Raw genomic sequence first — 21179 nt, 5'->3', positions numbered from 1 at the left:
GATATCGACTTTGTTACATAGAGCGGGGTGGTGGGGAATTTTTTTCGCCGGAAATGGGTGTCTGAGCGCAGCGAGTTCCATTTCCAAGAAAAAATATTCCCCACCGCCGCGATCAATCCACCGCAACCAACAGGCTACGCTTTACCGGCAAAAACCTCACACCACACGAGAATGCCACTCATTAGGCCGCGGCACGAAGAACAGAAACACAAGTCCAAATGCCAGCGCCCCTACCCCTATACCGAACGCTGACGACAAAGTTCCACCAGCATCCAGCCACTGCTTGGTCAACCAGGGGCCAACCATTTGGGTAAAGCCATACAAGGCCACCATTGCCGCAGACAGGCGTGGCCCCTGGTGCGGATGCAGTGCCCGTCCAATGCGCTGGGTCAGCAATACCGTACCAAGGAAAGTAACGCCTACCAGGATGGCGCATAGAATCAGCCCCGGTGCACCCGGAATCACCACCGCAGCGAGAACACCCGCTAACTGAATGGCGAAGTTAATCTTCAGCGCCAGAATGTCGCCGATAATCGCACCCAGGCGATTCCATATCCACGGTGCCAGAATGGTGCACAACGCCACCAGCAACCAGCTGCCGTCCTGCAACCAATGCCCGGGTTTCAGCTCTACGTTGGCCAGCAGGGGCAGAAAGGTCATTGGCAGGATATACCCCAGGCCGGCGCCGGCGTAAGCCAGAAACAGTGGCGTACTGGCTCGGTCGAACAGCCGGGTGCTGAGAGCTTTACCGCACTTGTTAATAGCCACCGGTGGATGCATCGGCACATCTAGCTGCATCAGCTTCCAGGTGCCCCAAGCCGCCAGCGGGACAGAGATAACAGCCGCCGGCCACCAGCGTTCCGGGCCTTCCAGCCAGTCCGCCGTGCCGCTGACCACACCTGCGGACAGCAGCAGGCCAAAACCCACTCCGAAATACACCAGCCCGCTCAGGCTGGCGCGGTTACGCAACACCAGCCACTCCAGAATAAGCGCTGGTGCCTGCACAAACACCACGCCATTGGCCACGCCGTTAAGCCAGCGGGTCGTGGAAATAGCCGTCAGATCGGCTTCAACCGCCACCAGCACAGTGGTGGCAATGTGCACCACCACGGCCAGCGGCAAAATACGGCGAATATGGTCAATGCGGTGCCAGCGAATGGCCAGCATGGCACCCATCAGATAGCCCATATAATTCCAGGTGGCCACGGCCGCACCGTCTGCGGCGGAAAACAGGCCGTCATTCACCAAATAAGGCAAAAGTGGGGTGTACATAAAACGTAAGCGCCAATAAATCAGCACCTACATTCCAGCTCACCGATTGCACACACTGACGTCCTCACCCATTCCATGAGGAATCAGCATGACCCCAACCGAACGAGCACAGGTCTGGCAGCAGCATATTGCTGACTGGTGTCACCGCCACAGTAATACTGACCCACCAGCGCCAACTGAAAATTGACCCACCTGAGGCAAAATAGCCGCCTAATAACATGATCAGGGCGGCCGATGTTGACTCAGGAGACACTTGTGGAAATTCATGTATTGCATCGTCAGGGCGAGAGTATTCGCGCCATCGCTCAGAAACTGGGCGTTTCCCGCAACACCGTGCGCCGCTATCTGCGGGATCTGAGCGTGGTACCCACCTATCCAGACCGAACGCAGAGAGCGACTAAGCTGGATCCCTATAAAGACTATTTGCTGGCGCGGATCGAAGCCGCGAAGCCACACTGGATACCGGCAACCGTGCTGTTAAGAGAGATTCAGGATCGCGGCTATGCCGGCGGGATCAGCCGGCTCAAGTTCTACATTGCCGACTTCAAAACCGTTGAATCTGATCCGGTGGTTCGCTTTGAGACGCCACCTGGCAAACAGATGCAGGTCGACTTTACGACCATTTCCCGTCACCGGCGCAAGATCAAAGCCTTTGTGGCCACGCTGGGGTTCAGTCGCGCCACTTACGTCCGGTTCTCCGAGCACGAGCGCCAGGAAGACTGGTTGCAAGGCATCGAAGAGGCCTGCCATTACTTTGGCGGAGTCCCCCAAGAGATCCTGTTCGACAACGCCAAGACCATCATGATCGAGCGTGATGCTTACGACGAAGGCCGCCATCGCTGGAATGCTCAACTGTTGGCGACGGCTCAGGATTACGGTTTTATCGCCCGCGCCTGCCGGCCCTACCGAGCTCGCACCAAGGGCAAGGTTGAGCGCTTCAATGGTTATTTGAAGGGCAGCTTCATCACGCCTCTGGCGGCCACCCTGAACCAGGCTGGACTGAGGTTGGACGTGGCCACCGCCAACGCGCACATAGGGCCTTGGCTTGAGTTAATAGCGCATCAGCGCATTCACGGCACCACCGGTGTTAAACCTCAGATACGGCTGGATCAGGAGCGCTTTGAACTCGCGCCGCTGCCATCACGGCCACAACCGGTGGTACAACAAGCGCCGGCCTCAATCCGACCTGTTCCGACAGAGAGCTTTCAGCACCCCCTCAGCGTGTACGACCGGCTGTTGGAGGCTCGCCTATGAACCTGCAACATCAACGTATCGAGCACGCCTGCGCAAGCCTAAAACTTGATACCTTGGCCAGTGAATGGGCGGCTATCGCCGACCATGCTGCTTCAAACGAAGGCACCCTGGCTGACTTCCTGGAACAGCTTTTGCACCTGGAACTGAACGCCCGGTCACAACGATCCCGAGAGACGTTGCTGCAGTTCGCGGGTTTCCCGGGGCGAAAGTTATTTGAAGATTATGATTTCAAGTTCGCCAGCGGAGCCCCGCGTAAACAGCTGAATGAACTGACGAGCATGGCCTTTGTAGAGCGAGCAGAGAACGTGGTGCTTCTGGGCCCCAGTGGCGTTGGCAAAAGCCACCTGGCCATCAGCCTGGGCCACAAAGCCGTCAGCCAAGGCATTAAAACGCGCTTCATTGCCGCGGCCGACATGATGCTGCAACTGGTTATTGCCCGAAAACAGGAACGTCTGGATCAGTACTTAAAACGCAGTATCTTAGCGCCACGGCTATTGATCATCGACGAAATCGGCTATCTGCCATTTGGTCGCGAAGAGGCCAATCTGTTCTTTAATGTCATTGCCAAACGCTACGAGCACGGCAGTGTCATCGTCACCAGTAACCTCCCATTCTCACAGTGGGCCAGTGCCTTCTATGGCGACACGACATTAACCGCTGCGCTATTGGATCGGCTGTTACACCACGCGCACATCGTCCAAATCCGGGGAGAAAGTTGTCGATTGAAGGATAAGAAAATGGCGGGTACCGCACCGATCTCAACCAGCAGCCAAAACCTATTAACCAATACTTAAACGCCAAGGGTGGGTCAGTTTTGAGTTGGCGTTGACAGACTGGGAAGTCTCCGGCGCATCCGGCAGCGCTTACTCTACAGAATCCTTGGAGCTAGAAATCACAGAAGGCGCGTTAATTCAGGACCCTGATCACGCAAACCTTGCTATAAGAAAGCTGCGTGAGCAAGGATTCAAAGTCAGTCTTGATGATTTCGGTACTGGCTATTCCTCATTTCAATATCTGTCCCAGTTACCACTGACTGGGCTGAAAATCGACCGTGCTTTCGTCATTGACCTAGAAGTCAGCGCTGATGCACGCACAGTCATGGAATCCATGATTGCTATGGCTATGGCATTAAAGCTTGAGGTCACGGTAGAGGGCATAGAAACAGAGCAGCAAGGGAAGATTGTCACCGATCTGGGAGCGGATCTAGTTCAGGGCTTTTACTACTCAAGACCGCTTGCTCTGCAAGATCATTAACAATGGGCAAAGGACCGAGGAAGATCCACTACTGCACCGGGGTAAGTCCAGGCCGTGGCTGCGGTGACTTCGGCAGACCGGGAGGATGCCTGAGCGGCAGATGACATGAGTGTGCTCCTGAATACGCGTTGAAATTCCAACCTTCGCGTACGCAGGACGACCGACAAACCACGAGCACAGGAAACTGCGACGATGATCCGGTCGTTTGCTGCTCACCTTGAGGACCCGCAGGCTCCTATTAGGTGTTTGCAAAAAACCGGGGCAGGACTATTTTGATAGCCCTGCAGCATGGCTTTGCATGGGAGAAAATCAATCCTTCCCGGTTTCCCAGTTTTCGGCACCAGAGGTTTTAGCTATCCTCCAGTGATCATTCCCTCAGTTCGCACGGAACGCCCGATCCAGCCACTGCCCGACCTCCAGCAACAGTCGATCGCCGTGCAGCGGGGCAATCAGCTGAACGCCGACGGGGAGATCGTTTGGTCCGGTCATACCGGGGACGTTCAGGCAAGGGGTTCCCAGCAGTGTCCAGATGCGGTTGAAGATCGGGTCGCCGGTACCCGCGGTGTAAGCCGGTGCCTCACCCGGTGCGCTCGGCGCCAGCAGGACGTCAACGTCCGAGAAGACGTCATCCAGCGCGGCACGGCAGGTAGCGGCCTTGTGTTTTGCGTCGATGTATTTCTGGTGCGAGACCTGAGAACCTTCGTCCAGCAGTTCTCGGAGACGACGACTCAAATGCTCTCCGTGAGCATCGCGCTCAAAGCTGAGGCCTCGCGAAGCCTCAAAAGTCATAATCGCATACTGCGCTTCGAGCAGGTCGTCGTACTGCTCCGGCAATGTGACTTCGGATACCTCGCACCCCGCATCCGTTATGATTTTTATCGCCGAGGCCAACGCGTCCACCGTCTCCGGTAGTGCTGAACGCCATTGGGGCGTGCGACACAGGCCTATCCTCGGTCGCATCGAATCCGTCGAGCGCAACTCCAGTTCATGACTGCTGAGGACGGACGCAAGAAGCGCCACGTCCGGAACATTGCGGGCAAATACACCCACCGTATCGAGTGACCAGGCACCGGGCTTCAGCCCGGCAGTATTGACGTCACCGTAGGTCGGTTTATAGCCAAATACGCCACAGTAGGACGCCGGCCTGATGATGGATCCCGCGGTTTGGGTCCCCAGGGCGAACGGCACCATGCCGTCAGCGACGGCGGCGGCTGACCCGCTGGAGGAACCGCCCGGCGTGCGCGTCGGATCATGTGGGTTGCGTGTCTTGCCGGGCGAGAAGAACGCGAATTCAGTGGTCACGGTCTTGCCCAACACCAGACCGCCTGCACGGCGAATTAACGCAACGGCAGCGGCATCCGAGGCAGGTTGGCGGTTCGCGTATATGGGCGAGCCGCACCCCGTCGGCATGTCGTGGGTGTCGAACAGATCTTTGGCACCCACGGGAAGTCCACGCAATATCCCATTATTAGTGGACTGATCGATTCGGCGGGCAGCATCGACTGCCGCCCCCTCATCGAGGTGAGCCCAGGCCTGGATTTCGGGCTCCCGTTCCTTGATTCGTTCAAGACACTCCAGTGTGACAGCCTCACTGGAGAGCCTGCCGGCTGCAATGTCCGCCCGGGCTTCCGTTGCCGAGCGCCACCCCGCTTCAGGGGTCATGCTGCCGCCCAGCGAGCCATGATCTCTCGATAGGCCAAGCGAATTTGTTCGATACGCTCGACGTAACAGAATTCATCGGTCTGATGGGCCATGTGAGGCTCACCGGGGCCGAGAATCACGGACGGAATGTTGCCGTAATAGGGAGTCAGCACCGAGCCATCGGTGAAATAGGTTACTGCCCGCGGTTCGGGCTCCTCGCCCAGAATCGGCGTCATGATATCGTACACAGCCTTTACCCATTCCTGCTGCGGCTCTGTCCAGATGCCCTTGAGGTCAACCATCGGTTTCAGTTCACTCAGGTCGGGGCTGAGATAATTGCCGAGATTCGATTTCAACGCCGCATGGTCAGCCCCCGGGGTTGTCCGGATATCGATGCCGACCCGGCAAAGATCGGGCACGGAGTTCATGTTCATGCCACCATGGATGGTCCCGACGTTCAGCGTGTCGAAGCCGAGCACCTCGTGCTCAGGGCGACCGAACTCAAACTGCTCCAGCTTGCTGGTCACCCGCGCCGCCTTGTACACCGCATTCTCGCCATACTGCGGCATGGAACCATGGGCCGTAACGCCCTTTGTGATGGCATGCAGCCACAAAGCGCCCTTATGGCCGACCATCGGATAGTTGCTGGTCGGTTCAGCAATGATCATTGCGCCGGCCTCGCCGAGCACATCGCCCTGTTCCGCCAGAAAGTGGGCGCCCTCACAGCCGGTCTCCTCGCCGGCGGTGATGACCAGCACCACCCCAGGTCCGCTATCGAGTTCATCGGCAAGATCAATGGCGGCTGCAACGAACGCGGCCACGCCCGCTTTCATGTCAGTCGAGCCGCGCCCGTATAGTTTGCCGTCCTTGATATCGCCCGCAAACGGATCGACGTGCCAGGGCTCACCGCCAAGGGGAACGGTATCGATGTGACCCGTAAAACAGATGGGTTTTCCCGAGCCGTTACCGAGCCGCGCAATCACGTTCGTGCGCCCGCCCTCGCCCTCCGGGTAGGAAACCCGGAACCCTGCATCTTCGAGGAGGGTCCCCAGATAATGTGCGCAATCATGCTCATTACCGGGTGGATTGATAGTATTGAAACGGATCAGAGCCTGAGTGAGCTCAATCGGGTCGATTGTCGCTTTCATAACATTTGCTCTCCTGTCTTTTGGTGAACAATCTGTGGTCCTGCTCCCGCAGTCGGGAACATGGCCGCGTCACCCTCCGGGTACCGGGCATCAACCGAAATACGCCTGGTGGACATCTTCGTTGTCCTGCAGCGACGCGGCGTCACCTTCCGCCGCGACACGGCCTTTACTCAGCACGTAACCGTAATCGGAGATTGCAAGTGTCTGGCGGACGTTCTGTTCCACCAGAAACACGGTCACACCGCGTTCGTTGATTCGCTTGATAACCTGGAAGTTTTCCTTCACAAACAGCGGGGACAGACCCAGTGACGGTTCGTCAATAAGCAGCAGATCCGGGGAGCTCATCAGCCCCCGTCCGATTGAGAGCATGGCCTGTTCACCACCGGACATGGTGCCGGCAAGTTGAAGGCGCCTCTCCTTCAAGCGTGGGAAAATCTCGTAGGCTTCTTCGATACGCTTCCGAATTTCCACTTCGGATTTCACCTGATAGGCGCCGAGACGCAGGTTTTCCTCAACGGTAAGTTTCGGAAAGACCTTACGGCCTTCCGGAATACAGGAAATGCCCGTTGAGATGACCTTGTGCGTAGGCAGTCCGGTTATTTTGCGACCGTGAAAGGTGATTTCTCCTGCGCGTGGTGCCGTCAGCCCAAGGATCGATCGGATCAGCGTGGTCTTGCCAACGCCGTTGGAGCCGAGGAGGCAGGTTATTTTACCGGGCTTTACCTCCAGCGAAACGCCTTCAAGCACATCGGCCTTGTCGTACCCCGTGTACACATCATCGACTTTCAGTCCTTCGGACATAGCGGTTCTCACTCGATGCCCAGGTACGCTTCGCGCACCTGTGGATTATGAACAATCTCCTCGTAGGAGCCCTCGCAGATCTTCTTACCAAAATTCAGCACTGTACAGTGCTCCGTTATTCGCTCCATGACGCTCATCTCATGTTCAATAATGATGATGGCGAGTTCGGGCGTGTGCTCCCGGACCGACAGGATGTCGTCCATTAGCTGGTGCGTTTCCTCGTGCGTCATGCCCGCCGAAGGCTCATCGAGCAGCAATAGTTTTGGCTGACTGATCAACGCGCGACAAATCTCGATGCGGCGACGGTCAAGCATCGGAAACCCGCTGACCGCATCAAACATGCAATCCGCGAGCGCCGGGCTGAAAACCTTTACCAGGTCACGCGCTTGCTCGAAATTCTGCTCAAAATCCCGGGCAAACGCACTTCGCCGAAAGAGGTTGAAGCCAAGACCCAAGTTCAGGCGCTTGTGGTCGCCCACCAGGATATTGTCCAGCAGAGACAGCGACAGACACATGCGTGAGCGCTGGAAGGTCCGTGCGATGCCGGCCCGGTAAACCGCCTGGGCGCTGTGCCAGGTAATGTCCTCGCCATCAAGTAATGCCCGGCCATCGCTGAAGTCGTAAATGCCAGTGAGAACGTTGAAAAACGTGGTCTTGCCGGAACCGTTCGGCCCGAGAAGGCCCATGATGTCGCCTTGATTCACATCGAGATTCAGGTCGTCCAGTGCAACAAGCCCACCGAAACGTCGCGTCACGCCCTCGCAGGAGAGCAATACGTCCTTTTCGCTCATGACTTGCCACTCCATCCCGGGATGTAATTGCGCATGCCACGCGGCAAAAGCCCACCGGGGCGGAACAAAAGAATCAATATGACCAGCGAGGCAAACAGAAGGAACCGGTACTCCTGAATCATCTGCAATTTCTCAGGCAGGATGACCACGATCGCGCTGGCTACCGCCAGGCCCCAGGGATTACCCATGCCACCCAGCAGAACGATGGACACCAGGATCAGCGAGTCACTGAAACCAAAGTTTGCCGGGGCGATAAAACCAAGCATCATTGCGTAAAGAGCGCCGGCAATACCGATCAGGAAATTGCCCAGAGTAAAGCCCAGCGCCTTCCAGCGCCCGATGTTCAGTCCGTAACAGGCGGCGGCTGTCTCATCGAGGCGCACGGCATCCATGCTCAGACCGATCCATGACCGCTCAAGACGCTTGGTGAGCGCAAATGCCACCACGAGGAGCGCCAATGAGAGCAACAGGTACTGGAAGTAGAAAGAAATGAAGAGGCCGTTTGCGAACTCAATACTGGAGTTAAACCCCCAGCCAAACAGCGACATCTCCCCTGTCGACAGGCCCTGCGCACCGCCGAGGGTATCGTTCACCTCAAGGAAACTCTTGAACAGGATGGCGAATGCGATGGTTACCACTGCCGCATAGTGTCCCTTCGTGCGAAGCACCGGGAGGATGAGCAGCCCGCCCGCCAGCGCGGCCATCAACCCGCCTGCAAGGAGAATCAGCAGAGGTGGCACAGACGTGTGCTCGATCATCACCGCAGCCGTGTAGGCACCGACGCCGAGAAACGAGGCCCCGGAGAGGTTCACCAGCCCCAGATACCCGAACTGAATCGTCAGGCCGAGGCCGGCGAGCATGTAAAGCAATACGGTGGAAATCATCAGCAAAGTGAAGTGGGCTTCATGGAACACGCCGGCTATGACGAGAACGCCGCATATTGCAGCCCCGTTCATGACCTTCTCATGCTGGCTGAAGGCTCTTTCTACATGACGGAACGTACCCGTTCTGGCAGCAATAACCGTTGCAACAACGGCGAATACCAGCAAAAACCCAACGGTCAGCTCATCCTCGGTATGCAGGAACCAGATTGCGTAACCCGTTACAAGAGCTGCGGCAAGCAGCCCGATCCCGAGGGCGCGGGCAGACTTCGGGAGTCTACCCACCGCGGGCGTACTAATATCTACAGGTGATTGTTTCATTAATTCAAACCCTTTCGCTTTCGCGCTCGGCGATCAGACCGGTGGGCCGCCATGCCATGATTGCGATCACCACTGTAAAGGCAAATACGTCCTTGTAGGCACTGGCAAACGGCAGCGCCACGGAACCAAATGTCTGCAGAGCCGCAAACAGGAATCCTCCCAGAATGGCCCCGTAGATGCTGCCGAGGCCGCCGACGATCGCCGCAGCGAAACCAATGACGCCAAGTAACAGGCCATTACTGAAGTTGATCTCGTTGTAGTACAGCCCATTCATCACACCGGCAAACGCGGCCAGGCCCGAACCGATCGCGAAGGTCACCAGCACGACCAGGCGGAAATTGATGCCCATGGTCATTGCCGTTTCCTCATCCTGGGCGACTGCGCGGATCGCTAACCCGAGACGGGTCCGATTGATCACCAGGTGGATAGCCCAGATTACGGCGATGCCGGCTATCAAGAGCAACACACTATCGACCCGTAATGTAAAGCTGCCGAAATTGAAGCCATCGGTGGGCAGCAAAGATGGAAAACGTTTTGGGTTGGAACCGTCGGGAAAGAAGAGACGCACGCTTTCCCGCAGCACAGTACCAAGCATGAGAGTGATGAGCAGTGTGTTAAGCGGCGGCGACGATCGTAGCGGAAGGACCAGGTATCGGGCGATCAGTGCACCGAGCATTGCAACCAGGCCAACAGCAGCCAGAACCGCGGCCAGCAACTCAATAACGGGATTGTCGATCCCAATCGCGGTAAGGCCCAGGATCGCCGTGTACCCGACAAACGATCCGACCATTAACACGTCACCATGAGAAAACTGGATAACGTTCAGCACCCCAAAAAACAGGGTGAATCCGACAGCCACCAGTGCATACATCATTCCCAGCATGACGCCATTCATGACGTACTGACCGAAAAGTCCGACGTCCATTGGCAAACACCTCAAAGCTTAGTGCGAATCCGAATCCTGAGCTCGCGTCCTGCAGGAGTCAGAATTCGGCGTTAAAAATCCAACGGGGCCCCTTGACGAGACCCCGGATTATTAGCCGTAGGGCAATCAGCGGCCGACCAGGCTGCGTTCCCCTGTGGCGTACTTGCTGTCTTCCCAGACCACCCACTTGCCATCCTGGGCCACATAATTGGTGATTTGTGCGACGATGTTCTGGCCGTGATCATCGAAGCTGATTTTGCCGACAATAGAGTCCGCGTCTTTAACCTCGGAAAGAGCATCGACCACCTTGCGACGGTCAGGTCCGACCTTCTCAATCGTGTCGAGAACCAGATTCATTGCTGCAAAAGCAAACGGGCCGTAGGCTTCCGCCGGATCCGCGTAACCAGCCTCGTCGTATTTTTCCTTGAAGAAACGACCGCCGGGGAGTTTGTCTATAGGCGCCCCTTCAATGAACGCAACCGTACCCTCGGCCAGATCACCCAGACCATCGAGGTAGGCATCGGAGACTATGCCGGAAGTACCTTCAAACTGAACATCGATTCCGAGCTTCTCCATCTGTCGGCGAATACGTACGCCCAGCGGCGTAAGGCCTCCAAAGTAAATCACGTCCGGGTCGAGCGCCTTTGCCTGAGTCAGTACCGCAGTAAAATCCTGCTGATCGGCGGAAACACCAAAGGTTGCGAGAATCTTGCCACCGTCTTCGGTGAGAAACTTCGAAAAGTACTTATTGTGGCCCTTTCCGTAGTCGGTGGTGTCATGGATGATTACCCATTTTTTGTAGCCATTGCCGGTCATGAACTTCGCGGCCGTTTCGTTCTGGTTGATCATCGTGCCGTTGACCCGATGAACTTCCGGGTATTTGTTGCCGTAGGTCACATCCGGCAAAACCGCGCCCCAGACCACGATCGGAAGGTTGAACCGGTGATAGACATCCACCGTTGCCATTGCGACCGCAGAGCAGTAATGCGTCACTCCGGCAATGATTTTACGATCCGCAGCGGCCTTAGTGGCCACCTGCACACCTACATTGGACTTGCATTCGCTATCCAGCACTTGAAGCTCATATTCGTATTTAGCGTCCGGATCCTTGTTGCGGAGCGAGACCGCCAATTCCGCGGAGTTCCGCCCACCAATCCCGTTAGCGGCGACACCACCGGTCAGCGGTCCGATAAATGCTACTTCAACTTTTTCCTTGGCCTGCGCCGACCCAAGGCCGAACGTCAGCACAATAGCCGCAGCTCCAGCCAAAACTTTAATGCCTGAAATTTTCATTAGATGAGACCTCTCTTTTGTCAGTCAGGTTGCCTATTCAAGCGTCGGCTAGTGCCGGTCATACGTGCTATACACAGTCGTCCGCTCGGAGTTGAACTCAATTTTCAATGTCTGTTGGTCAGTTTCACCGCCGGTGCCCACTAAATGAGGACTCTTCAATGCCCGTTATCTCCACGAACCGGCGTCTAAACCGAGTACTGTCTCTATGCACGCAAACCAATTCAGTGCCTAGGATTGCCAGTGGCTCGTCAGATTTGGATTATTGTGCATTCATAATATTCACGTACATGAAAATTAGTCCGTTATCCCTGCGTGTCAACCTCATATGGACAGTTCTTTAAAAAGTTAATGTAGATTTTCCCGTTTGAGTGCCTGGCGTGCCGCCGGCAATGTCGGGAAGTTCACCGCAACACTCATTTCGTCGCCTGATTCCTCCGAGGTGATCGGGTTGATGTGTGCGGCTTCTGGCGGCCGTTTGGCCTCTGGTTTTCCGCGCACGAAGCACTCGGAGTGTTTCTGGTAATACCGCTCCAGTGCAGCCTGTCGTTTCTTTGCCACGGTTTTGTGTTCTCCGGTGTAAACTTGGGCTGGAGTGAAGCCGTTCAGTTCCGTTATGCAATCTTTGCCAGTTCTGATCGCTAAGTGCGCCGCGAATACAGAAAGAGCGCTCGACTGCCGAAGAACTTGACTATGATTAACCATTCCCGTGACTATTATTCATGGGCTTGAATATTAATCGGAGCAATGAATATGCCAAGATCGCCGCGAGCATCAAAAATGATGTTCAATGTGGAATAATCAGACGCTCGTAGGTTGGAGGATTACTTGATGGACCGAGAGGCGGAAATCGCTAGAACCGGGATGGATCATCGCGAGTTGGGACTGCGACTGAAGCATCTTCGGATGAGTCGAGGTATGCGCATGAAGGACGTTGCTGCAGGCGCCGGCTGTTCCGAAAGCATGGTTTCAAAGATTGAATCCGGGAATACCGCCCCGTCGCTCCGCGTACTGCACAACATCGCCCATGCGCTGGACACGAGTATTGCGGCATTGTTCGAGCCACCAAGGTCGGAGAGTCTGGTGCGTCGCGCCGGAGAGCGCCCTGTGATTCGGCTTAGCAGCCAGGACAATCCGGGCCAAATTGCACTAGAACGGCTCGCGCCGACCCAAGAAGGTGCAAACTTGGAGGCGAACATCCACATCATCGAACCCGGCGCGGAAAGCGATGGCACAATCAGCCACGACGGGGAGGAACTGGGCTATCTAATTGAGGGTTGCCTAGAACTCGAAGTCGACGGGGACAAATTTTTTCTGCAAACGGGAGATTCTTTCTCATTTTCATCGAAGTGCCACCATCGTTACCGCAATCCCGGCAGAATCATCGCTCGCGTTCTCTGGGTAAACACGCCCCCTACGTTTTAGTCTCAGTGGCAGGATTTTTGGGGTAAAAGCCGACATGCACATCAGCGGCCGGTTTGTGGAGCGCAGCGCTACAAACCGGCCCGACCAACGCCAGTTGTTGGGCCAGCGCCCTTAAATCGACCCACTTGTCCTCAGTCGATCTGCGACACATTTTTTGAGGCCCGCTCCAGGTCGACGTTCCACGGTAGCAGTGCTTCCAGCTTTTCCAGTGTGTCAGCCTTGGCAATACGCTCTAGCACATGCTCTATGTAAATCGAGGGTTCGAGGCTATTGGTTTTAGCGGTCTCGACTAGGGAATAACACGTTGCACTGGCACGGGCGCCCCGTGAGGTATCTGCAAATAGCCAGGCTTTTCGACCCAGAGCGAACGGACGGATGGCGTTTTCGGCCAGTACGTTACTGATCTGCAGGTCGCCCCGTTCGCAGTAACCCACCAGGGTGGGCCATTGGTTCAACGTATAATCCATCGCGGTACGGGTCAGCGTGCCCTTTGCCACTCGGCCTGCGTTGGTCTCCAGCCAGGTCTTCAGTGTTTTTAATGCGGGCACACTCAGCTCCTGACGAATGCGGTAACGCTCGCTTACACTCAATTCTTTGATCTTGCGTTCGATGGCGTAGAGTTTGTTGATGTGGCTTAAAACCACATCGGCTTTGGACACGTTCGTGGGTTTGCCTTTGCCCTGAGGCTTGGCCGCTTTGGTGGCCTCCACGAACTTACGCCGGGCGTGATCCCAACAACCGATTCGGGTGATGTCGTTATCTCGACACACCTTGCCGTAACCCGAATAGCCATCGGCTTGCAGAATGCCGTTAAAATCATCCAGCAGACGCACCGGCACTTTTCCCGCCCGTGACGGATCGTATTCAAATAGAACCGACGGTCGCCCTGGCGGGCCACCGCGGGTGACCCACATCCACTTATCAGATTGCGCCGTTTTGCCGTCTTCTTTCAGAACGTACATTCGGGATTCATCGGCTTGCAGGTAATCACTGCTGTTCTGCACTTCTCGCATCAGGTTGATCAGCGGTTTGAACACGTCATCCAGGCGGATAACCCAGTGTGCCATGCTGGTGCAGCTGATCTCATGGCCCAGGCGTTTGAGCATGTGCTCCAGACGATACAGAGGCAGGCCATCGGCGTATTTTGAGGTAATGATGTAAGCCAGCAAAGAAGTGGTGGCCGTGCATTTGCCCAGTGGATGAACCGGGCGGGTGGCGGCCAGGATACGCTCTTCACCATCCTGCTCGAACACGGCTTTTTCCTGCCAGTATTCCAGAACTTTCAGTTGGGCTGGGATGAACTGCAGTTCTTCTTTGACCTTGGTAAAAAAGGTTTTACAGGCGCCGACCTTCTCTTCGTCGCTGAGGGCCAGTTCGATGCGCTCGCGCAGCAGTGTATCCGAGAATCCACGCTGGCGACGTTTACGGGAGGCCGGCGGTGCCTCTTCCTCTGCAACATCGTCTGGCAACTGATCGCGCAGGGCATCAATCTCAACTTCCAGCTCGGCTTCGTCAAACAGATGAATCTGGTGTGCGGACTTCTCACTGCTGGCGCCGAACTGCTGAATCCGTTTCCAGCGCAGCAGTTCTTCGAGAATCTGGATGGTGTGATCGCGCTGTTGGATTTCAGCGCTCTTGGCGGTCAGTTCTTGCTGAAGACCTTCGACAACCGGCCGTAATTCAGCGGCCGTAATTCAGCGGCCGAAAGGTCGCTGATATCGGGTGTTTTTGAAGGTGCTTCAGGCTTTAATTTCATGGACAAAGTATAGCAAAAACAACACTCTGAAGCACGATAAAAGGGCTAATTAACAGCCTCATAATGCAGGGTTTTGTGCCCTTTTAACAAGGCAATATCGTAGCCGTCCAGCAACCAGTTGATCTGCTCCCCCGTCAGTGGCATCAGCTCATCTGAGGCCTTAGGCCACTTGAACTACTCCTCGGCCAGCGCCTTGTAATGGAGTACAAAACCGTTGTCTTCCCACATCAGGCACTTGATCTTATTCCGCTGCCGGTTGGTGAAGGCGTAAAGCGCTCCGGTAAACGGGTTGTGGCCCAGCTCCTGTTCAACCAAGACCGCCAGGCACTGGGCCTGCTTGCGGAAATCAACGGGTGCCCGGTACAGATAAATCTCTGGCAACGATAAGGACGGGCGCAAATATCGGTGGCGCATTACAGTTATCTCAACACAGCGCCGAGCAACTCGATATTGCCGGCGTGCAAACCGGTGATGGAGACACCACCGGGCAGTGAAACGGTCAGACCATCGGCTCCGCCGATGCCAGCGCCAGGAGCAGAAACGACCCGAGCGAACCCGGTGACCGTTTGCGCCTGCTTTGGAGGGTCTCCAGTCGGGGTTAACTTCTGGCGCCAGTAAACAAACTGATGGTAAACCAGCGACTGTTGCTTGCAGTAAGCGCTGCCGGACACGCCGGAGACTTGCCAGTCAGCAATATGCTGCTGCCAGACCTGTGCTCGTTCGGTTGGGGTCATGCTGATTCCTCATGGAATGGGTGAGGAAGTCAGTGTGTGCAATCGGCGAGCCGGAATGTAGGTGCTGATTTATTGGCGCTTACCATAAAACGCCCAAGGCCGTGCACCACAAGAAGAAGCACCGCACCGGCGGCCAGTGCGGTAAAAAGTTCGCGGGAAGTGGCAGGCGACGAGTGAAGCGCGGAAAACGCCGTTTTCTGAGTCATGTGGGTTACTTGTAATTATAAAAAGCGTTGAAGCAGAACTGAATTAATAAGCGGAGCTGTTTGTCTGACGCTGGCGATCTGCCCAGCGGTAAATCTGCTCGAAGCCATCGGCTAGTTGCTGCGGCTTATGGGGCGGCTGTATCAGCGCCACCACTTCGGCCGAGGGGCCGATCAGTGCAAAATGGCCGCTGTGATCCACCAGTAAACCACCCTCCGTTTCACGCTGCACAAACACCGCTCCCAAACTGGTCGCCAGGGCGCGGGTTATGTCTATATCACCACTGTAACCGTGGAAATTTTCACCAAAGAAGCTCGTATAATTTTTTAAAACTTCAGGTGTGTCGTGTTCTGGGTCGGCGCTGATCAGCAGGTAACGGGGCTGGGGCAAGGTCGCAGGCAGCAACTTATTGGTCTGGCGCAGGGCCGCCATGGCTACCGGGCAGATATCAGGGCAGTTGGTGTAGCCTACAAAAGCAAAGGTCCAATGGCCGCGGAGATTTTCACGGGTAACGGTCTGGCCGTTTTCATCAGTGAGTTCAAACTCAATCACCGGCCGCGGCGGCTCGTACACATAGATATTGGCACTGGCCAAGTCCGGTGGCGGTTCGACCGGTGCTGGCTCCGCCAGCCAATACCGCGCTATTGAAAGGCCGAATACAGCCACCACCGCCAGTACCAGCAGGATTACCGTTGTGCGAATCTGGCGGGTCATCGGGGCTCCATGTCAGGCATCAAATAATGGCATAGTGATCAACCAGTAAAATGACAAACAATGCCATTAGATAGGTGATGGAATATTTGAAGGTGTCCAGCGCTACGCTTCGATCGTCATCGCGCAGCAAGCGTATCGCATACTGTAAAAAACGCGAGCCAAGTACAAGAGCGCCGACCAGATAAATCATACCGGACATTCCAGTCACAAACGGTAGCAGGCTAACCGCAAGCAGAATAATAGTGTACAGCAGGATGTGCAGTTCTGTGTAGTGATTACCGTGGGTCACTGGCAGCATTGGAATGCGGGCCTTGGCGTACTCTTCCTTACGGTGAATTGCCAATGCCCAGAAATGTGGTGGCGTCCAGGCGAAAATAATCAGCACCAGCAGCAGCGCGTGGCCGTCTACCTGCCCGGTTACCGCAGTCCAGCCCAGCAGCGGCGGCATGGCGCCGGCTAACCCGCCAATCACAATATTCTGCGGCGTGGCACGTTTCAGAAAAAGCGTGTACACGCCGGCATAACCCACCAGCGACGCCAATGTCAGCCAGGCTGTCAGGCTGTTCACCAGCAACATCAATATCACCATACCGCTCAGCGCCAATACGCCTGCAAATAACAGCCCTTCAGCAGCCGAAATCCGCCCTGTGGCGACCGGGCGCTTGTGAGTGCGCGCCATAACAATGTCTACTTTCTGGTCCACCACGTGGTTAATCACCGCGGCAGCCCCGGCCAGCAACGCAATGCCAGCGTTGCCAAACACCAGAACCTGAAAAGATGGCAAACCGGAAACCGCCAACAGCATGCCAATGACCGAGGTTAGAATCATCATCGCGACGACTTTGGGTTTGGTCAGCTCCAGATAGTCACGCCAGTGCGCCGCAGCGCGGTTACCAGCCGAATGGCCGACAGAATTATCGACAGTGTTGCCTAAAGAGTTCCCTAAAGAATTGCCAATAGCGTTGGCTGGAACCGGCAAAACGTTCGCTTGTTCACTCATGCCGTTATCTCCTGATGCTTTGCTGAATTCGTCGAATTGTTTTTCTTGTCTTTAGCGCCCGAAAGCTGTGCCGGCAAGCCTTGGGACAACTGACGTTGATGCCAGATCAGGTGAATCACGCTCAGCAACAACAGCGCACCGGTGGCGTTATGAGCCACGGCGACCGCCAGCGGAATGTAAAGAATCACATTTGCCAAACCCAGCCCAATCTGTGCCAGCAGAACAACCGCTACCACAGCCACTGACTGGCCCAGGCCATTGCGCCGGCGCCGGGCCCACAGCAGTCCCAGTAGCACGCTGAAATAAACCAGCACAACGACGGCGCCTAAGCGATGGCTGACATGAATAGCCACCCGGCCATCAGCGTTAAGCTTACCTCCCAGATAATTGGGCCCAACGTGCTGGGTTATATCAAAGCCGTGGGCAAAGTCCATGTCTTGCGGCCACCACTGGCCACCACAGGTGGGTAAGTCGGTACAAGCCACGGCGGCGTAGTTGGCGGCTGTCCACCCGCCCAAGGCAATCTGCATAATCACCAGCAGCAGCCCGCCATAAAGCCAGAGACGCGTGCCGGCGGACTTCAACACGGCTGTTTGCGCCAACCCGCCCCGAACGCGGCTGCGTAGCCTTAACACCAGCAGCGCCAGCAAACTCAGGGTGGTAAAGCCTCCTAGCAAATGCAAAGCCACCACCTGGGGCCACAACTTCAGAGTAACGGTCCACATGCCAAACGCGCCTTGCAGCACGATAAAACCGGCTATAAACAGGGGCAGTTTTACCGGGACGTTCAGTTTGCGTTGGCGCACAGCGTAAGCCGCCAGCCCGAACACCAGAAGGCCCAACATGCCGGCAGCATAGCGGTGAATCATCTCGGGCCATCCTTTGGCAACATCCACCGGAGTTTCGGGAAAGCGCGCATTGGCGATGGCCATTTTGGTTTCGCTCTGCGGCACCGTCAGAAAACCGTAGCAACCAGGCCAGTCCGGGCAGCCCAGGCCGGCGTGTACCAGCCGGGTCCAGGCGCCGAGCATGATTACCACCACGGCCAGCCCAACGGCCAGAACGGCCAGACGCAACATCAGACGAGGTACCGTAATGGATTCGGTATTGCTGGCGTAATTCGTTGTCATCATCACCCGCCTTAGCCTATTCGCGAGATTTTCAGCAGATGTTTCAGGTCATCCAACACATCGCCCCCCGGCACACTTGCCGGGTAGCGCATCATAATGTTGCCTAATGGGTCTACCAGCAAAAGTTGTGGCGCTTGGGTTGGCTCCACGCCCGGTGGCCATACGGGAGTTTGGGCCGGCAACGGCTCAAACCGCTCCATACGTTCAAAGTCTGCTGGCCAGCGCTGAGCAAGAGCCGGTGGCAGGCTTGTCAGGGCCGCACCACGGCTGACCCGCGTGGCGTATTTGCCGAGTGCAATATTGGTTTGACGAGTGGTGTACAGCAGTTGTTGGCAAACCTCGGTGCAATTGTCCGCCACCACCAGAAGCAACCAGGTGGCGCTGGTTTGCGTGGGGCCGAAACGGGCTGCCAAAGGCGCGCCCTGTGCGGTTTGCAACTGCAAATCGCTAAGCGGAACAAGAGGCGTCACCAAAGCACCGTTGTTGGTATGCTCAGCCGGATTGAGCCAGCCGCCGTAGAACATCGCGCTGGCCAGAATAATCGGGCCAAAACCCACCGCCATAAGCAGCAGCGCCATGCGCCGCCCTTTGCGTATCTGCTGCGGACTCATGGACTTGGGCGAGGCTGTCTGGGAAGGCTCCTGGGCCACCGTTGTTGTCATTATTGGCTCCTGAACGGGTCACGTCTATTATAGAACAACGATTTAGTAGAACTGTGAAAACATTACTACCGGACTTCTGTATTGCTAATCTGCAGCTTTACGGTAACTGGCCACCACCGTCAACATAGTCAGCATTAGCGCCAACGCAAACCACTGGGTGGCGTAACCGTAATGGGTTGCGACGGCCATTCGGTCTGGCGCCCAGTCGGCCCGCAATGCGCCAGGCTGGTTCTGGTCAGCCAGGCGCAAAATCAACCTGGGTATTTCCGGCACCACGTCTTGCGCCACCTCCGGAGGCAGGCTTTGCACCCGCCTTGGCCAGCCGCTGCCTGGCTGAACGGCAGCTAGCACCGGTGGTTGGGGAAAGTCTGCCAGGCGCCCGGAAATTTCTACCCGTTCTTGTGTTGCTGGGATTTCCGGCAACTGCTCGCGGGTACGCGGTGCAATTACCCAGCCGCGATTAACAACCAACGCAGGCCCCTGGAGTGGATAAAACACCGTTAACACTTCGTATCCGGCCATGCCATCACGGGTGCGATTGTCCAGCAGCCAGGTGGTGTCTCCATACGATCCGTTAAGCTGCACGGGGCGACCTGCGTCCAGGCCCTGTTCTACCAGCTGCGGCCAGGCCAATTCAGACGTCTGCTGGTCCCACTGGACCTGCTGTTGCTGCTTAAACTCGGCGCGCTGCAGCTGCCACACCCCCAAACCCAGTAACAGCGGCAAAAACAGCCCGCTAAACAACATAAGACGCCAATCCCAATGCCAGTAACGCCGTGGACCCTGCGAATTACCCATGCTTTGCTATAGTGAACAGACAAGCTAACCGAACGGACCTGTACATGTTAAAAACACTCATTGTTACCCTATTACTGGCGGTGATCGTCAGCCTGTTCAGCGGCCTATTTTTTCTCATTCGCGACGGTGGAAAAACCAATCGCGTCATCAATTCCCTCGCGCTGCGCGTTGCCCTGAGCGTGCTGTTGCTGCTGGTCATTCTGCTGTCGCTTTGGCAAGGCGGCTTAACGCTGAATCCGACACCCTAACGTCAACCCTGATAGCAGCTCTGACAAGGCAGATGAGCAATGTCAGATCACGTACACAAAGACAAACAGCACCAACCAAACCACATCGACGAAGTGCCAGTACCAGGCCACCGCCTCGAACCCGAAGTGGTTATCAGCGCTGAAATGACCTTTGCTAATGCGTATTAGCATCACAATCAACATGATGGTGCCCAAAATCACGTGAGCGCCGTGGAACCCGGTCAACATAAAAAAGGTACTGCCATAAATCCCGGACTGCAGCGTCAGGTTCAGGTCCTGATAGGCGTGCATGTATTCTTCGGCCTGCAAACCCACAAATACCAGCGCCAGAATAATCGTGGCGCCCAGCCACAGCTTCAATTTTTTACGGTTATCGGCCCTTAACGCATGATGGGCAACGGTAATGGTGAATGACGAGCTCACCAATAAAATGGTGTTTATCAACGGCAAGCCCCAGGGCCCGATAACCCCCTTGGGCGCTGGGTACAAGCTGGGGTCGGGCGTGTTAAGCAGCGGCCAGGTCGCCTGAAACCCTTCCCACAACATATTCGAGCTACCGCGATCGCCCTCGCCCCCCAGCCAGGGAATGGCAAACACCCGGGCGTAAAACAGGGCGCCAAAAAACGCTGCGAAAAACATGATTTCAGAAAAAATAAACCAGCTCATGCCCCAGCGGAAAGACCGGTCCATTTGTGGGCTGTAAAGACCAGCGCGGCTTTCACGCACCACGCTGCCAAACCAGCCGAAAATCATATAGGCCATCAATAACATGCCCACAATAAAGATCATCCAGCCACTTCTGGTACTGGCACCCTGACCGCCGTCAACCATAATAGTGGCTGCGCCGAACAGCGTTGTACCAAGCCCAAACGTAGCAATAATCGGCCACTTGCTTTGATCCGGTACGTAATACTCCTGGTGTTCCGACAT

23 protein-coding genes and 1 pseudogene are annotated in these 21179 nt (G+C 56.0%); 5 read left to right on the top strand and 19 right to left on the bottom strand.

Going from position 1 to position 21179, the window contains the following annotated elements; all coding sequences use genetic code 11:
• Positions 1-156: 156 nt before the first annotated feature.
• Entirely contained in the window at positions 157-1272 is a 1116-nt protein-coding gene (locus tag MRBBS_RS00400; RefSeq protein WP_227497548.1) for a YbfB/YjiJ family MFS transporter, read from the bottom strand.
• A gap of 234 nt (positions 1273-1506) precedes the next feature.
• On the opposite strand from MRBBS_RS00400, the gene istA reads away from it, so the two are divergent.
• Genes istA through MRBBS_RS00385 form a run of 3 tightly spaced genes read left to right on the top strand, consistent with a single transcriptional unit; the run spans position 1507 to position 3780 of the window.
• Positions 1507-2526, top strand: a complete 1020-nt coding sequence (gene istA / locus MRBBS_RS00395) for an IS21 family transposase (RefSeq protein WP_041634999.1) — start codon at positions 1507-1509, stop codon at positions 2524-2526.
• Positions 2523-3320, top strand: a complete 798-nt coding sequence (gene istB, locus MRBBS_RS00390) for an IS21-like element helper ATPase IstB (protein WP_014869405.1) — start codon at positions 2523-2525, stop codon at positions 3318-3320. Before istA ends, istB begins: the two co-directional genes overlap by 4 nt.
• A gap of 31 nt (positions 3321-3351) precedes the next feature.
• Complete coding sequence (locus MRBBS_RS00385) at positions 3352-3780, top strand: EAL domain-containing protein (protein ID WP_187290766.1); 429 nt, start codon at positions 3352-3354, stop codon at positions 3778-3780.
• A 375-nt stretch (positions 3781-4155) separates the two neighbouring features.
• On the opposite strand, the gene MRBBS_RS00380 is transcribed toward MRBBS_RS00385, so the two are convergent.
• The 8 genes from MRBBS_RS00380 to MRBBS_RS00345 all read right to left on the bottom strand — a co-directional run bounded on the left by MRBBS_RS00380 (position 4156) and on the right by MRBBS_RS00345 (position 12139).
• Complete coding sequence (locus MRBBS_RS00380) at positions 4156-5442, bottom strand: amidase (RefSeq protein WP_041634998.1); 1287 nt, start codon at positions 5440-5442, stop codon at positions 4156-4158.
• Entirely contained in the window at positions 5439-6569 is a 1131-nt protein-coding gene (locus MRBBS_RS00375; protein ID WP_014869402.1) for a M20 family metallopeptidase, read from the bottom strand. Before MRBBS_RS00375 ends, MRBBS_RS00380 begins: the two co-directional genes overlap by 4 nt.
• A gap of 90 nt (positions 6570-6659) precedes the next feature.
• Positions 6660-7370: an ABC transporter ATP-binding protein gene (locus MRBBS_RS00370; RefSeq protein WP_014869401.1), complete on the bottom strand. Its 711-nt coding sequence runs from the start codon at positions 7368-7370 to the stop codon at positions 6660-6662.
• An 8-nt stretch (positions 7371-7378) separates the two neighbouring features.
• Positions 7379-8161, bottom strand: a complete 783-nt coding sequence (locus MRBBS_RS00365; protein ID WP_014869400.1) for an ABC transporter ATP-binding protein — start codon at positions 8159-8161, stop codon at positions 7379-7381.
• On the bottom strand, positions 8158-9363 hold the full coding sequence (locus tag MRBBS_RS00360; RefSeq protein ID WP_014869399.1) for a branched-chain amino acid ABC transporter permease: 1206 nt from the start codon (positions 9361-9363) through the stop codon (positions 8158-8160). Before MRBBS_RS00360 ends, MRBBS_RS00365 begins: the two co-directional genes overlap by 4 nt.
• A 4-nt stretch (positions 9364-9367) precedes the next feature.
• Positions 9368-10288 (bottom strand): branched-chain amino acid ABC transporter permease, encoded by a 921-nt coding sequence (locus MRBBS_RS00355; RefSeq protein ID WP_014869398.1) that lies wholly within the window; start codon positions 10286-10288, stop codon positions 9368-9370.
• Between the two features lie 126 nt (positions 10289-10414).
• Complete coding sequence (locus MRBBS_RS00350; protein ID WP_014869397.1) at positions 10415-11581, bottom strand: branched-chain amino acid ABC transporter substrate-binding protein; 1167 nt, start codon at positions 11579-11581, stop codon at positions 10415-10417.
• Between the two features lie 345 nt (positions 11582-11926).
• Positions 11927-12139, bottom strand: coding sequence for a hypothetical protein (locus MRBBS_RS00345; RefSeq protein ID WP_014869396.1), 213 nt, complete (start codon positions 12137-12139; stop codon positions 11927-11929).
• Between the two features lie 270 nt (positions 12140-12409).
• Between MRBBS_RS00345 and MRBBS_RS00340 the strand changes: the two genes are divergently transcribed.
• Positions 12410-13003 (top strand): cupin domain-containing protein, encoded by a 594-nt coding sequence (locus MRBBS_RS00340; protein WP_083846959.1) that lies wholly within the window; start codon positions 12410-12412, stop codon positions 13001-13003.
• A 131-nt stretch (positions 13004-13134) separates the two neighbouring features.
• Here the strand turns inward: MRBBS_RS00340 and tnpC are convergent.
• The 9 genes and pseudogenes from tnpC to MRBBS_RS00300 all read right to left on the bottom strand — a co-directional run bounded on the left by tnpC (position 13135) and on the right by MRBBS_RS00300 (position 19950).
• Positions 13135-14765: pseudogene (gene tnpC / locus MRBBS_RS00335) on the bottom strand (IS66 family transposase).
• A gap of 168 nt (positions 14766-14933) precedes the next feature.
• The gene (gene tnpB, locus MRBBS_RS00330; RefSeq protein ID WP_014869391.1) at positions 14934-15173 is read right to left on the bottom strand and encodes an IS66 family insertion sequence element accessory protein TnpB; all 240 of its coding nucleotides are present in this window, start codon (positions 15171-15173) and stop codon (positions 14934-14936) included.
• Between the two features lie 5 nt (positions 15174-15178).
• Positions 15179-15493 (bottom strand): IS66 family insertion sequence element accessory protein TnpA, encoded by a 315-nt coding sequence (gene tnpA / locus MRBBS_RS00325; RefSeq protein WP_014869390.1) that lies wholly within the window; start codon positions 15491-15493, stop codon positions 15179-15181.
• Between the two features lie 29 nt (positions 15494-15522).
• Positions 15523-15699, bottom strand: coding sequence for a hypothetical protein (locus tag MRBBS_RS19580; RefSeq protein ID WP_014869389.1), 177 nt, complete (start codon positions 15697-15699; stop codon positions 15523-15525).
• A 43-nt stretch (positions 15700-15742) separates the two neighbouring features.
• On the bottom strand, positions 15743-16411 hold the full coding sequence (locus MRBBS_RS00320) for an SCO family protein (RefSeq protein WP_014869388.1): 669 nt from the start codon (positions 16409-16411) through the stop codon (positions 15743-15745).
• Positions 16412-16430: 19 nt separating this feature from the next.
• Positions 16431-17411 (bottom strand): heme o synthase, encoded by a 981-nt coding sequence (gene cyoE, locus MRBBS_RS00315; RefSeq protein ID WP_014869387.1) that lies wholly within the window; start codon positions 17409-17411, stop codon positions 16431-16433.
• Positions 17408-18541, bottom strand: a complete 1134-nt coding sequence (locus MRBBS_RS00310; protein WP_041634996.1) for a COX15/CtaA family protein — start codon at positions 18539-18541, stop codon at positions 17408-17410. Before MRBBS_RS00310 ends, cyoE begins: the two co-directional genes overlap by 4 nt.
• An 11-nt stretch (positions 18542-18552) precedes the next feature.
• The gene (locus tag MRBBS_RS00305) at positions 18553-19203 is read right to left on the bottom strand and encodes a hypothetical protein (protein WP_014869385.1); all 651 of its coding nucleotides are present in this window, start codon (positions 19201-19203) and stop codon (positions 18553-18555) included.
• An 84-nt stretch (positions 19204-19287) separates the two neighbouring features.
• A complete protein-coding gene (locus MRBBS_RS00300; protein WP_014869384.1) occupies positions 19288-19950 on the bottom strand; it encodes an SURF1 family protein in 663 nt (220 codons plus the stop codon).
• A gap of 95 nt (positions 19951-20045) precedes the next feature.
• Here MRBBS_RS00300 and MRBBS_RS00295 point away from each other — a divergent pair, with 95 nt between their 5' ends.
• A complete protein-coding gene (locus MRBBS_RS00295; RefSeq protein WP_014869383.1) occupies positions 20046-20249 on the top strand; it encodes a twin transmembrane helix small protein in 204 nt (67 codons plus the stop codon).
• Between the two features lie 42 nt (positions 20250-20291).
• Here the strand turns inward: MRBBS_RS00295 and MRBBS_RS00290 are convergent, their stop codons facing one another.
• Positions 20292-21179: a cytochrome c oxidase subunit 3 gene (locus MRBBS_RS00290; RefSeq protein WP_014869382.1), complete on the bottom strand. Its 888-nt coding sequence runs from the start codon at positions 21177-21179 to the stop codon at positions 20292-20294.

The organism is Marinobacter sp. BSs20148, assembly GCF_000283275.1.
GTDB lineage: Bacteria > Pseudomonadota > Gammaproteobacteria > Pseudomonadales > Oleiphilaceae > Marinobacter > Marinobacter psychrophilus.
This window is presented reverse-complemented; position numbering and strand designations above follow the sequence as displayed.

What these genes read in the sequence shown, in the direction of transcription:
- MRBBS_RS00400 (WP_227497548.1), bottom strand. Translation starts at nt 1,272, where the DNA reads ATGTACACCCCACTTTTGCCTTATTTGGTGAATGACGGCCTGTTTTCC.
- istA (WP_041634999.1), top strand. Translation starts at nt 1,507, where the DNA reads ATGTTGACTCAGGAGACACTTGTGGAAATTCATGTATTGCATCGTCAG.
- istB (WP_014869405.1), top strand. Translation starts at nt 2,523, where the DNA reads ATGAACCTGCAACATCAACGTATCGAGCACGCCTGCGCAAGCCTAAAA.
- MRBBS_RS00380 (WP_041634998.1), bottom strand. Translation starts at nt 5,442, where the DNA reads ATGACCCCTGAAGCGGGGTGGCGCTCGGCAACGGAAGCCCGGGCGGAC.
- MRBBS_RS00375 (WP_014869402.1), bottom strand. Translation starts at nt 6,569, where the DNA reads ATGAAAGCGACAATCGACCCGATTGAGCTCACTCAGGCTCTGATCCGT.
- MRBBS_RS00370 (WP_014869401.1), bottom strand. Translation starts at nt 7,370, where the DNA reads ATGTCCGAAGGACTGAAAGTCGATGATGTGTACACGGGGTACGACAAG.
- MRBBS_RS00365 (WP_014869400.1), bottom strand. Translation starts at nt 8,161, where the DNA reads ATGAGCGAAAAGGACGTATTGCTCTCCTGCGAGGGCGTGACGCGACGT.
- MRBBS_RS00360 (WP_014869399.1), bottom strand. Translation starts at nt 9,363, where the DNA reads ATGAAACAATCACCTGTAGATATTAGTACGCCCGCGGTGGGTAGACTC.
- MRBBS_RS00355 (WP_014869398.1), bottom strand. Translation starts at nt 10,288, where the DNA reads ATGGACGTCGGACTTTTCGGTCAGTACGTCATGAATGGCGTCATGCTG.
- MRBBS_RS00350 (WP_014869397.1), bottom strand. Translation starts at nt 11,581, where the DNA reads ATGAAAATTTCAGGCATTAAAGTTTTGGCTGGAGCTGCGGCTATTGTG.
- MRBBS_RS00340 (WP_083846959.1), top strand. Translation starts at nt 12,410, where the DNA reads ATGGACCGAGAGGCGGAAATCGCTAGAACCGGGATGGATCATCGCGAG.
- tnpB (WP_014869391.1), bottom strand. Translation starts at nt 15,173, where the DNA reads ATGCGCCACCGATATTTGCGCCCGTCCTTATCGTTGCCAGAGATTTAT.
- tnpA (WP_014869390.1), bottom strand. Translation starts at nt 15,493, where the DNA reads ATGACCCCAACCGAACGAGCACAGGTCTGGCAGCAGCATATTGCTGAC.
- MRBBS_RS19580 (WP_014869389.1), bottom strand. Translation starts at nt 15,699, where the DNA reads ATGACTCAGAAAACGGCGTTTTCCGCGCTTCACTCGTCGCCTGCCACT.
- MRBBS_RS00320 (WP_014869388.1), bottom strand. Translation starts at nt 16,411, where the DNA reads ATGACCCGCCAGATTCGCACAACGGTAATCCTGCTGGTACTGGCGGTG.
- cyoE (WP_014869387.1), bottom strand. Translation starts at nt 17,411, where the DNA reads ATGAGTGAACAAGCGAACGTTTTGCCGGTTCCAGCCAACGCTATTGGC.
- MRBBS_RS00310 (WP_041634996.1), bottom strand. Translation starts at nt 18,541, where the DNA reads ATGACAACGAATTACGCCAGCAATACCGAATCCATTACGGTACCTCGT.
- MRBBS_RS00305 (WP_014869385.1), bottom strand. Translation starts at nt 19,203, where the DNA reads ATGACAACAACGGTGGCCCAGGAGCCTTCCCAGACAGCCTCGCCCAAG.
- MRBBS_RS00300 (WP_014869384.1), bottom strand. Translation starts at nt 19,950, where the DNA reads ATGTTGTTTAGCGGGCTGTTTTTGCCGCTGTTACTGGGTTTGGGGGTG.
- MRBBS_RS00295 (WP_014869383.1), top strand. Translation starts at nt 20,046, where the DNA reads ATGTTAAAAACACTCATTGTTACCCTATTACTGGCGGTGATCGTCAGC.
- MRBBS_RS00290 (WP_014869382.1), bottom strand. Translation starts at nt 21,179, where the DNA reads ATGTCGGAACACCAGGAGTATTACGTACCGGATCAAAGCAAGTGGCCG.